The following is a 10,942-nucleotide window of genomic DNA, read 5'->3' on the forward strand; positions in this document are numbered from 1 at the left end:
TCGCGCCCCTTGGCAAACAGGGCCTGATGCCATTCCCACGGCGTGTGCGCCCACGCATAGAGGTCATACAGGCTGTGACCATCCCAAAGGCCGCCGTGGATCTGAAACTCGGGTCGATCGCTTCTGAGGGTGATGGTATCGGGTCTGTAGGTCTGCAGTTTGACCGCACTGGCTCCGGCCGCCTTGGCGGCGGTCATGATGGCCAGCGCGCGTTCCAGGTTGCCGTTGTGGTTGGCCGAGAGTTCAGCGATCACATAGGGCGCCTGCACCGGGCCTATGGATTGATGGGCGATCTGCATCTGTGGTCAGGCTCCTGTGCCAAGTTGCCAGCCTTGCGGCGCCGGCTGCCAGGGGGCTGGCGGCGCTATCTTGGGTGGCTCGGCAAGATAGAGGGGAAATTGGGAGAAAATTCTTTGCAAGCGATGTGCCAGCTCTTGCCACTCCTGTGCCAGAAGTGGTTGCCGGGCCTGCCATACCAGCTGCGGGCCGCACTGGGTCAGGGTGAGCAGATGCTTGTCATCCTGCTGGAACCGCCACTGCTGGCCGTCAGGTATGAGTTGATAATCGGCTTGGGGCAGCAGCCAGGCGGTGAGACGATCCAGCCCCAGCCCATCCACCTGTTGCTGGCCGCGTTGGCGATAGTCATCAGCTTGTCGCTCCAGTTGCTGCAAGGCATGCATGAGCCGCGCCGGCTCGGCCAGCTCGTCCAGCGTCAGCCGTTCGGCCAGTTGGAAGCGGGCGATCACCTCGTCGTTGAACTGCTGGTTGTCGACGATGGGCACCGCCAGGGTCGGCAGGCCGAGGCAGGCCCGCTCCCAGGTCATGCCGCCGGCAGCGCCGATGGCGAAGTCGTGCTGATTCATCAACTGCGCCATCTGATCGCTCTGGCGCAGCAGCGTGATCTTGAGTTCGGGCAACTCCGCCACCCTTTGCTCCAGTTCGGGCCAGAAGGGGTTGGCGCCGCCTGCCACCAGGGTCCACTGGATGGTTCGCGCCCAGGGCAAGCGGGCCAGGCTGTTGAGGGTGGTGAGGCAGGCACCGGCCGGATCTGCGCCGCCGAAGCAGATGAGTCCTCGCTGCCACTGGCTGGTTTGTTGACGTGCCAGTTGGCGACAGGCGGGCCGCAGCAGGGCATAGTCGGTGCCCAGCAATAGTCGGCAATCGGCCGGGATCAGCGGTTGGTAATCGGCGGCTGTGCGCAGCGGGCCTTGGTCCAGCAGCAACTGGCAGTGATGCGGACGGTCGGCCAGATCGTCGATCACCAGCAACTGGTCACAGTGGACCGCCAATTTTTGTTCGACCACGTGGTCACTTTGGTAGTGATCGAACACCAGCCAATCGGGCTGCAAGCCAGGCAGCGGGCCTGCGTCGTCCTGCGTGGCCAGAGGGTGGTGGCGATGGGGCGGTAACAGCGGCAGCAGATGCGCCGGCAAGTCGTGGCAGAGGAAGTGGCACTCGGCCCCCGCCGCCCGTAGCCGATCGGCGATGGCCTGGCAGCGCATCAGGTGGCCCAGCCCTATTTCGGGTCCGGCATCGAGCCGGAAGGCGACGTTAAACGCCATCCTGGCTCAGCACCCGATAGAGCAGTTCGGCCAGGTGCCAGTCTTCCGGAGTGTCTATGTCGGCCACCCTGTGCCTTGGCAGAATATGGCCGATCCCTTCCCCGCCCACCGGGCTGATACCCCCCAACCAGGCTGCGCGGCTGCCCCAGTAGAACTGGCCGGCATCCTGGTAGGCGGGCTCCAGATCCTGAGAGCGTTGCGCCATCTGCTCCGGCCAGAAGGGGCTGACTCTGCCCTGTGCATCCATGCGCACCGCCCGCTGGATGGGGAAGCCGAATTCGGCCACCGTGTAGACGAAGGGCGCCTGGCTGGCGAGCAGGCGGTCGTGGGCGGCGCTCAGATCGCTGGCCTGAATGAGTGGCACTGTGGCATAGATGCAGCAGTAGTATTCCGCCTGAATGCCGAGGTCGTCGAGTTGCCGGATGGCGTCGATCACCACCGGGGTGGTTCCGGTATGATCGTCGGCCAGACTGGCGGGGCGCAGAAATGGCACCTCGGCGCCGAGTCGGCGGGCCAGTTCGGCGATCTCCTCATCATCGGTGGAGACCACAATTCGGCTGAAGCAGCCTGCCGCTCTGGCCGCCTGAATGGCGTAGGCGAGCATGGGCTGGCCGCAGAAGGGGCGGATATTCTTGCGGGGAATGCGCTTGCTGCCGCCCCGGGCCGGAATGATGGCGATGGCCATGGTGCTTTCTCCCTGAGGGACGGGGTCTGGTATCCCCGTCCGGATAATTGCTGACAACTCTTTGATTATTTTTGAGATTATACCGAGTTTTCATCTTATATTATTGAGCTTTGCTACGGAATCGCCCTGCTATGGTCGATAACATGGGGAAGTGGGTGGTATTGAGCATGAGTTATGGTGTCGAGCTGCGCCCGGTTCAGCCGTGGGACTTGCCCACACTGAGGCGCTGGCGCAATCAGGATGAGGTACGGCTGCAGATGGTCGAACAGGCGCTCATCTCTCCCCGCCAGCAGCGGCAGTGGTTTGTCAGCAGCCGTGAGCGGCCGGATCAGCAACACTGGGTGCTCTGGTGCCGGGGTCAGCGGGCAGGCTACGTCAATCTGAAAGGGGAGACGCAGCAGCCGTTGCAAGGTCAGCCTGTGGCCGATGCGGGGCTCTATCTGGGCACCTCCACCGTTCGTCACCCCATGCTTGCCGTTGCCGCTGCCCTGTCGCAGCTCGATCAGGGGTTCGATACCTTCGAGCTCGGCTGCATCCGTACCCTGGTGCGCGCGGGCAACGGCGCCGCCCTGCGCCTGAATGAGCAGCTGGGTTATCGCCAACATGGGGAGGATGGTGAGTTTCTCGCCCTTGAACTGCAGCCCGCCGATTATTATACCGCCCGTGAACGGCTACGGAGATTTTTCAGATGACTACAGCGTTGGAAAAGGTTTTTGCCGATGCCCTCGGCATAGACGTCGGCAGCGTCAGCGACGGGCTGGCTTACAACAGCATTCCCCAGTGGGACTCCGTCGCCCACATGGGCTTGATAGCCCAGCTGGAGGATTGCTACGGCGTCCTGCTCGATACCGATGACATCATCGACATGAGCTCGGTCGCCAAGGCACGGGAGATCCTGGTCAAGTACGGGGTCGCCCTCTGATGCAGGGGCTGCTGCAGGGCAAGCGGGTACTGATCACAGGTGCCGGGCGCGGCATTGGTCTCGCCATCGCCCGCCAGTTCGCCGCGCAAGGTGCTGAGCTGTGGCTGGGGGGCCGCGATGAAGCGGCCATGAGTCAGCTGGCGGTCGCCCTCGGCGCCGAGTTCGCTGTCCCCTGCCAGCCGCTCTGTTTCGACGTGGCCGAGCCGCAGGCGGTCAAGCAGGCCTTTCAGCAGCTGTTTGCCCAGACCCGTCAGCTGGACGTGCTGGTCAACAATGCCGGTGTGCTGGAAGAGGCCCTGCTTGGCATGGTCAATCAAGCGCAGCTGGAGAGGACCTTCAGTCACAACAGCTTCAGCGTTGTCTATTGCAGCCAGTATGCCGCCCGTCTGATGCAACGCAGCGGTGGTGGCAGCATCATCAATCTCGCTTCCCTGATGGGACGGGTGGGTGCCGCCGGGCTCAGCAGCTATGCCGGCAGCAAGGCGGCGGTGATCGGCATCACCCAGTCGCTGGCCAAGGAGCTGGCAGCCAGCCAGATCCGGGTCAACGCCATCGCCCCCGGTTTTATCGATACCGAGATGGCGCGTGCTATCCCGGACCAGAAGTTCGCCGAGCGTCTCGCCAGCATCGCCATGGGGCGGATCGGCACGCCGGACGAGGTGGCCAAGGTAGCGCTGTTCCTCGCCTCCGACCTGTCGAGTTACGTGACCGGTCAGGTCATAGGCGTGGATGGAGGCATGTTGGTCTGATGAAGCAACTCCATCCTTTACTCGCCCATCTGCATGAGGATAACTCGGCGCCGGCTTGGCGGGATCCGCTGGGTGGCTGGCTCTCCTACGGCGAGTTGGCACGGCGGGTGATGCAAGTGGCGGCGACTTACCCGAGTGAGCGCAGCCTCGTCTATCTGCCCTTCTTCACCCGTACCGCCCATCTGCTGCATTATCTGGCCGCCCTCAGGCTGGGACATGCAGTGATGCTGGCGGATCCCGCCCTGTCATTGGCCCAGCATGAGGTCAGTTGCCAGCAGTTCGCCGCGACCTGCCGGGTAAATGAAGAAGGGAAGTTGATCCGTCTCAGGGATACCAGCCCACTGTTGCACCCCGAGCTGGCGGTGTTGCTGCCTACCTCGGGCAGCACGGGCAGTGCCAAGTGGGTGCGCCTCTCGGGTCGCAATCTGGTGGCCAACGCGGCCTCCATCGCCGACTATCTGGCGCTGACGATGACTGAACGAGCCATCACCAGCCTGCCGCTGTTCTACTCCTATGGCCTCTCGGTGCTCAACAGCCATCTGCTGGTGGGCGCCTCCCTGGTGCAGAGCGAGGGGAGCGTGCTGGAGCGTGACTTCTGGCAGCAGATCGAGCAGCACGGCGTGAGTAGTTTTGCCGGGGTGCCCTTTACCTATCAGATGCTGGCCCGGCTGCGCTTTGACTGGGCCCGGTATCCCTCCCTGCAGACCCTGACTCAGGCGGGGGGACGACTCGAACCCGCGCTGGCGCAGCAGTTTGCCGAACAGGCCCTGCGGCTGGGGCGCCGTTTCTTCGTCATGTATGGCCAGACAGAGGCGACGGCGCGCATGGCCTGGCTGGCGGCGCACGAGGTGGTCACCCATCCGGATGCCATCGGCCGCGCCATTCCCGGTGGGCACTTTTTCCTGCGCGAGCTGGAGGGGGGCAAACCCGGGGAGGGTGAGCTGGTCTATCGCGGTGACAATGTCATGCTGGGCTATGCCAGTGCCGCCGAGGATTTGGCGCAGGGTGCCCTGTTGCAAGAGCTTGCCACCGGCGATCTGGCCCGCAGTGATGAGGCTGGCCGTTACTACATCTGCGGCCGTCTCAGCCGTTTTCTCAAGCTGTTCGGCAAGCGGATCAGTCTGGCGGAGGTCGAGAGCCAGCTCCATCGCTGGGGTTGGTCGGGGGCGTGCGGTGGGCGTGATGACTGCCTGCTGGTGGTCGTCGAACCCCATGGCGAACTGACGGCCGACGGGTTGCAGCGCGAGCTGGCGCAGTGGCTGCAGGCACCGCCACGAGCGGTGCGGGTGGTACAGGTGGCACAGCTGCCGCGCACCGCCAACCACAAGATTGACTATGCTGCCCTGGCCAGACTGGCGGAGGAGGCGTGATGGAAAGCTTGCTGGCCGCCCCCATCTTCGACCTGCCCCAGGCTGCCAAACAGGCGCTGTTGCTGGCGCGGCTCAATGCCCTGACCCGTCACCATGTCGAGCACTGCACCCCTTATGCCAATGTGCTGCATGCCTTTGGTTGGACGGCAGAGGCTGCCGATTATGGCGAGCTCCCCTATCTGGCGGCCCGGCTGTTCAAGTTGGCTCAGTGGCAGAGCGTGCCTGAGGCCGAGGTGTTCAAGGTGCTCACCTCGTCGGGCACCACGGGGGCGCCATCACGGATAGTGCTGGATCGGGAGACCGCAGCGTTGCAGAGCAAGGTGCTGGTGAAGATACTGCAGGAGTTTGTCGGCAAGCAGCGCCTGCCCATGTTGCTGGTGGAGCAGCCCGCCCTCATCCAGAACCGCAGCGGCTTTTCGGCGCGTGGTGCAGGTGCCCTGGGACTCTCCTTCCTCGGCCGGGACCACACCTATGCCCTCGACGAGCAGATGCGGCCAAACTGGCCGGTAATAGAGGCGTTTTGCGACAAATACGCCGGTCAGCCTGTGCTGCTGTTCGGCTTTACCTTCATGGTCTGGCAATGCCTGCTGGAGCCCCTGCGCGAGCGCGGACTGCACCTGCCCTTTGAGCAGGGCATTTTGTTTCACAGCGGCGGCTGGAAGAAGCTGCAGCATCTGGCGGTGGACAATCCCGCCTTCAAGGCCCGTTGCCGCGAGCAGCTGGGTCTGAGCCGGGTACACAACTTCTATGGCATGGTGGAGCAGGTGGGATCCATCTTCGTCGAGTGCGAGCAGGGGCATCTGCATGCCCCCGTGTTTGCCGATCTGCAGGTGCGCGATCCGCTCACCCATCAGCCACTCGGGGTCGGTCAGCCCGGTTTGTTGCAGGTGCTCTCCGCCATTCCTGGCAGTTATCCGGGCCACAGCCTGCTGACCGAGGATCTCGGCGTGCTGCTGGGGGAGGATGACTGCCCCTGTGGCCGCCATGGCCGTTATTTTCAGGTATCAGGGCGCCAGCAAGGCGCCGAGGTGAGGGGATGCAGCGACACCTTCCAGTGACGCCGTCGCAGGCGGTAGAGGGGCTTTGGTTGACGGGGCCCGATGTCAGCTTCGTGGCACCGTCTGCCAGCTGGCAGACGTTCTGCGCGCAGCCGCTGCCCTGTTTTGCTCCCGTCATCTGCGACTTTGTGGCGGCCTTGTCGGCACGCCTGCAGCAGGAGGGGCGACGCCACCCCGATCTGGCTGCGTTTGGCTTCTGGCTGCGACCGCGCCAGCTGGCCCGAGAGCAGCAACGGCTGCAGGGGCGGGGGCCGGTGGGCGTCGTGTTTCACCTGGTGCCCTCAAACGTACCGACCGTGGCCTTCTACTCCTGGCTGATGGCCCTGCTGATGGGCAACCCCTGCGTGGTGCGGCTGTCATCGCGCCGCGATCCGGTGCAGGAGGCCATGCTGGCCATACTGAACGACCTCTTCTCCCAGCCCCTGTTGCGGGAGATCGCCATGCGTACCCGCTTTATCCGTTATGACCATGATGAGAACATCACCGCATGGCTGTCGACTCGTTGTCGGCTGCGTATCATCTGGGGCGGCGATGAGACCATTCGCCAAGTGCGGGCCGTTCCACTCTCTCCAAGCGCCCACGAAGTGGTATTTCCTGATCGCCGTTCCATGGCGGTGCTCGACAGCCACTGGCTGGCCCGGCTGGATGCTGTGGGCTGGCAACAGACCCTGGGGGCCCTGCAACAGGACTGTACCCGTTTCAATCAGCAGGCCTGTGCCTCTCCCACCACCCTCTGCTGGCTGGGCGAACCCGACGAGGGGTTGCGCCGTCGCCTGCTGGAGGCCCTGTTTGTTCCCTTTGCTGACGATCCTGCCTTGGTGATGGAGCGGCTCATCCACAGTCAACAAAATGCCGCTCTGGACGGAGGGGTGCAGTTGAGCTTATTCCCGGGTGTCACCTTATTGACTCCGACGGCCTCCCTGCGGCTCGCACATGTCGGAGGAGGTACAGTCGCCGAGTTTGTGGCCGATACCCTGGATGAGCTGCTGTTGCAGCCGTGGGATATGCAGACCTGTGTCTGGGTCGGTGCACACAAGGCGCTGCTTGAGGATGCCTTGCCAAATGCGCCCGCCTGCCGCATAGACCGGGTGGTGGTGGCGGGACAGGCGCTGGCATTCGAGTGGCACTGGGATGGGATAGACATGCTGCACGTTTGCAGCCGTGGCCTCGTCCAGCATGAATAATCGGGTGTGGCTCACATAAATCCCACTGCTTCAATGGATTAGCTTGGTCAGGCATATCTCTTGCAGTAAAACCTGACAGAGAGGGGGGAAGGCTTGACAGGGACCGTGCGGTAGCCTTGCCCATTTTCTCCCATCAGCTTCTTTTCTACTCATCTTCTCTTGGATTTCCCTATGAAAGTCAGCGTATTGGTGCCTGTCTACAATCTGGCGCGCTTCATCGAACCCTGCCTGCTCAGCCTGCTTGAGCAGCAAACGGATTTCGAGTTTGAAGTGATCGCCATCGACGACGGCTCGAATGATGACTCCTGGGCCATCTTGCAGCGGCTGGCGCGGCAGTGGCCGACACTGCGCATTCTGCAGAACGCACAGAACATGGGGCTGGCCAAGACCCAGAAGCGGCTGCTTGCAGAGGCAAGGGGTGACTATCTCGCCTATGTGGATGGGGATGATCTGGCCCTGCCGGACAAGCTGCAGCGCCAGGCCGAGTATCTGGATGCACACCCGGGTTGCACCCTCTGCTACCACGAAGCCGAGATGTTCGATGATGAGACAGGGGCACGGATCAAACTCTTCACCCGCGATTATTACAATGCTCGCTATCTAGAACCCGTGATGACGCGAGAGGCCTTGATCCGCTTCGGAGTGTTCGTCAATGCCAGCTCCATCATGTTTCGGCGTTATGAAGGGATGGAAAATGCCATCGACGAGGGGTGCAAGATCATCCTCGATTACCCCTGGCATATTCTGAATCTATCTCTCAACCCGGGAACCCTCGACTTTATCCCCGAGCTGCTGGGGCGCTATCGCTTCCACACCCAGAGCTTTGGTGGGCAGACCCGCAAATCGGCCGAGCGTCGTGAGCAGTCGCTGCGCGACCTGCTGCGGGCTTGTGACAATGCCGGTGACTTTGGCGCTGATCCTGTGACCATTGCCCAGGGGCGTGCCCATCACTACTACTCTGCCGCGCTCTATTTCTTGCGGCAGGGAGACTACGCCCGTTTTCTCAACCTGCTTGAGCAGTCGGTGACCGAGGTGGCCACGCTGGTGCCGGGCTGGTTTTTCGACGAGCGGCATCAGTTGGCGTGGGAGGGGCGCACCAATCCGGCCCGCGTCGTGCAACAACTGTTTGGAGATGCAGCGTGAGTTATCAGGCGATTGTCATCGGAGCCGGGCTGTCCGGCGCCGTCATGGCGGAGCGAATGGCCAGCCAGCTTGGCTGGAAGGTGCTGTTGCTGGAACAGCGCGACCACATAGGTGGCAACTGCTTCGATGAGTATGACGAGCATGGGGTGCTGATCCATCGCTATGGGCCGCACCTGTTTCATACCGACAAGCAGGAAGTCTGGGATTACCTGTCGCAGTTTACCGCGTGGTTGCCTTACGAGCATCGCGTGCTGTCACGTATCGATGGTCAACTGGTGCCCATCCCGTTCAACCTGACCAGCATAGAGCGTTGCTTCCCGGCCGAGAAGGCAGCGGCCATGATTGAGGCTCTTCAGACCAGGTTCGGTGAGGGGGCCAGAGTGCCCATTATGGCACTGCGGCAGGAAGCTGAGCCTCTGCTGGCTGAGCTGGCTCAGTTCATCTATGAGCGTGCCTTCGTCAACTACACCAGCAAGCAGTGGGGCGTATCACCAGAGCAGGTCTCGCCCGAGGTCACTGCGCGAGTGCCGGTCGTCGTCAATCGTGATGACCGTTACTTCATCGATCCCTGGCAGGCGGTGCCCGAGCAGGGCTACACCGCCATGTTCGAGCGCATGTTGGCGAACCCCTTGATTGAGGTCAGGCTCTCCACCTCCATGGAGTCCCATGTTTGTCTGGATTGGCAACAGAAACGGATACTGCTGGATGGCGTGCCTTTTGCCGGACCGCTGGTCTATACCGGCATGCTGGATCAGCTGATGCCGGAGGATCACTATGGTCTGCCGTATCGCTCGCTGCGCTTTGAGCACTGTCATCTGCCGCAAGCTCAATTTCAGCCGGTGACCACGGTCAATTACCCGAATGAAGAGGCCTATACCCGCATCACCGAATTCAAGCATCTGACAGGGCGGCAACACCCCGGCACCAGCATCGTTTATGAATATCCCTGTGCCTATGTGCCAGGGCAGGGGCTCGAGCCTTACTACCCGCTGTTTACCGACGTGGCTAAACAGAATTATCAGGCCTGCCGCAATGAATTGGCCCAGTTCCCGCAGCTGATAGCCTTGGGCCGCCTTGCCGAGTATCGCTATTTTGATATGGATGATGCAGTGGATAACGCGCTGCACTTTTTTTATCTATTAATGAATGAACCCGTATTTTCTCGTCTTTGAAGAGGTCTGCTGAATGAGTAATGATATTCAAAAGGAATTGCGATTTGAGTTTGGCGCGAATTGGCAAAGCTATCTTGACCATTATCTCTCCCCTGAACGAATCGCCCAGGCTCGCCAGCATCTGTTGTCATTCATTGGCCGAGAGGATCTGCAGGGGCTACGGATCCTGGATATTGGTTCAGGAAGCGGAATTCATAGTATGGCTGCGTTCCAAGCAGGGGCGGCTGAAGTTGTCAGCTTCGATTACGATGCTGATTCGGTGATGGCGACTAAAAGACTACACGCCATGTGCCAGTCACCGGAAAATTGGCGGGTGATGCAGGGGTCTGTGCTGGATCTTGAATTTATGAGCTCTTTGGGACAATTTGATTTGGTGTACGCGTGGGGGGTATTGCACCACACCGGCTCTGTATGGTCAGCGATTGACCAGGCATCAACCTGTGTCAAGCCGGGTGGATTAATGTACATCGCGTTGTATGACTCTGACTGGTCAGCAGAATCACCGGAGTTCTGGTGTCGTATTAAGCAGCGCTATACCTCATCCTCGGCTATGGTGCGCAGGATTTATGAAGCCTGGTATGTGGCTCGTTTTGTCCTGCGCTACAATCCATTTCGCTTGGGTCACCTGCTCAAACATGCCCGCGAGTATAAGAAAAATCGTGGTATGGATTTCTATCATGATGTCAAAGACTGGTTGGGTGGTTGGCCGATGGAATATACGCGGATATACGACGTCATTCCTTTTTTACTGGCAAGGAAGATGAAGTTGCTGCGCACCAAAGTCGGTGAAGCCAACACGGAATATCTTTTTAGCTTGCAGGATGCTCAGCAGGAGTTAACCCAATTTCAGGCGTTACCACTCCCTCACGATCTGGAATGGAAGGTAGTTTCAATTCGTGAGCCTGAAGAGTTGCATGCGCTGGATCAGACTCGTCCTGTTTATGTTTATGGTGCGAGCAAGGGGGGACAATTGGTGAGAGCGTTGCTCGAATCCAAAGGGTTCAATGTCACATCATTCATCACAACGCAGCAGCCGGGAACTCATGATGGGTTGAAAGTGTTGTCTCTTGAGCAGTTTATTGACGCGGGCGATAAAA

General features: G+C 60.9%; 12 protein-coding genes. 9 read left to right on the forward strand and 3 right to left on the reverse strand.

What is annotated here, in order from left to right; genetic code table 11:
• The 3 genes from AAC083_RS17630 to pseF all read right to left on the reverse strand — a co-directional run.
• On the reverse strand, positions 1-299 hold a 299-nt coding region (locus AAC083_RS17630), incomplete at its 3' end, for an N-acetylneuraminate synthase family protein (RefSeq protein WP_181364802.1).
• 6 nt (positions 300-305) lie between these two features.
• Entirely contained in the window at positions 306-1,562 is a 1,257-nt protein-coding gene (pseG, locus tag AAC083_RS17635; protein ID WP_108537288.1) for a UDP-2,4-diacetamido-2,4,6-trideoxy-beta-L-altropyranose hydrolase, read from the reverse strand.
• Positions 1,552-2,247, reverse strand: coding sequence for a pseudaminic acid cytidylyltransferase (gene pseF / locus AAC083_RS17640; RefSeq protein ID WP_108537289.1), 696 nt, complete (start codon positions 2,245-2,247; stop codon positions 1,552-1,554). Before pseF ends, pseG begins: the two co-directional genes overlap by 11 nt.
• A gap of 155 nt (positions 2,248-2,402) precedes the next feature.
• On the opposite strand from pseF, the gene AAC083_RS17645 reads away from it, so the two are divergent.
• The 9 genes from AAC083_RS17645 to AAC083_RS17685 all read left to right on the forward strand — a co-directional run.
• Positions 2,403-2,939, forward strand: a complete 537-nt coding sequence (locus AAC083_RS17645) for a GNAT family N-acetyltransferase (RefSeq protein WP_108537298.1) — start codon at positions 2,403-2,405, stop codon at positions 2,937-2,939.
• Positions 2,936-3,169: an acyl carrier protein gene (locus AAC083_RS17650; protein WP_108537290.1), complete on the forward strand. Its 234-nt coding sequence runs from the start codon at positions 2,936-2,938 to the stop codon at positions 3,167-3,169. The genes AAC083_RS17645 and AAC083_RS17650 overlap by 4 nt, the downstream gene beginning before the upstream one ends.
• Positions 3,169-3,918: an SDR family NAD(P)-dependent oxidoreductase gene (locus AAC083_RS17655; protein ID WP_108537291.1), complete on the forward strand. Its 750-nt coding sequence runs from the start codon at positions 3,169-3,171 to the stop codon at positions 3,916-3,918. The genes AAC083_RS17650 and AAC083_RS17655 overlap by 1 nt, the downstream gene beginning before the upstream one ends.
• Complete coding sequence (locus AAC083_RS17660; protein ID WP_108537292.1) at positions 3,918-5,288, forward strand: AMP-binding protein; 1,371 nt, start codon at positions 3,918-3,920, stop codon at positions 5,286-5,288. The genes AAC083_RS17655 and AAC083_RS17660 overlap by 1 nt, the downstream gene beginning before the upstream one ends.
• Positions 5,288-6,346 carry a LuxE/PaaK family acyltransferase gene (locus tag AAC083_RS17665; protein WP_108537293.1) on the forward strand — a complete coding sequence of 353 codons (1,059 nt, stop codon included), beginning with the start codon at positions 5,288-5,290 and terminating at the stop codon, positions 6,344-6,346. Before AAC083_RS17660 ends, AAC083_RS17665 begins: the two co-directional genes overlap by 1 nt.
• Positions 6,343-7,530 (forward strand): acyl-CoA reductase, encoded by a 1,188-nt coding sequence (locus tag AAC083_RS17670; RefSeq protein WP_181364803.1) that lies wholly within the window; start codon positions 6,343-6,345, stop codon positions 7,528-7,530. Before AAC083_RS17665 ends, AAC083_RS17670 begins: the two co-directional genes overlap by 4 nt.
• Before the next feature lie 171 nt (positions 7,531-7,701).
• Entirely contained in the window at positions 7,702-8,673 is a 972-nt protein-coding gene (locus AAC083_RS17675; RefSeq protein WP_258224754.1) for a glycosyltransferase family 2 protein, read from the forward strand.
• Positions 8,670-9,845: a UDP-galactopyranose mutase gene (gene glf, locus AAC083_RS17680; protein WP_108537296.1), complete on the forward strand. Its 1,176-nt coding sequence runs from the start codon at positions 8,670-8,672 to the stop codon at positions 9,843-9,845. The genes AAC083_RS17675 and glf overlap by 4 nt, the downstream gene beginning before the upstream one ends.
• Positions 9,846-9,858: 13 nt before the next feature.
• Positions 9,859-10,942, forward strand: a 1,084-nt coding sequence (locus tag AAC083_RS17685; RefSeq protein ID WP_108537297.1) for a class I SAM-dependent methyltransferase, incomplete at its 3' end; no start/stop codon positions are given.

The sequence above is a fragment of the Aeromonas sp. HMWF014 genome, assembly GCF_963878295.1.
Classification (GTDB): domain Bacteria; phylum Pseudomonadota; class Gammaproteobacteria; order Enterobacterales; family Aeromonadaceae; genus Aeromonas; species Aeromonas popoffii.

Bases quoted from the DNA above. Each gene is read 5' to 3' on its own strand.
- AAC083_RS17675 (WP_258224754.1), top strand. From the start codon at position 7,702: ATGAAAGTCAGCGTATTGGTGCCTGTCTACAATCTGGCGCGCTTCATC.
- AAC083_RS17660 (WP_108537292.1), top strand. From the start codon at position 3,918: ATGAAGCAACTCCATCCTTTACTCGCCCATCTGCATGAGGATAACTCG.
- pseG (WP_108537288.1), bottom strand. From the start codon at position 1,562: ATGGCGTTTAACGTCGCCTTCCGGCTCGATGCCGGACCCGAAATAGGG.
- AAC083_RS17650 (WP_108537290.1), top strand. From the start codon at position 2,936: ATGACTACAGCGTTGGAAAAGGTTTTTGCCGATGCCCTCGGCATAGAC.
- AAC083_RS17665 (WP_108537293.1), top strand. From the start codon at position 5,288: ATGGAAAGCTTGCTGGCCGCCCCCATCTTCGACCTGCCCCAGGCTGCC.
- AAC083_RS17655 (WP_108537291.1), top strand. From the start codon at position 3,169: ATGCAGGGGCTGCTGCAGGGCAAGCGGGTACTGATCACAGGTGCCGGG.
- pseF (WP_108537289.1), bottom strand. From the start codon at position 2,247: ATGGCCATCGCCATCATTCCGGCCCGGGGCGGCAGCAAGCGCATTCCC.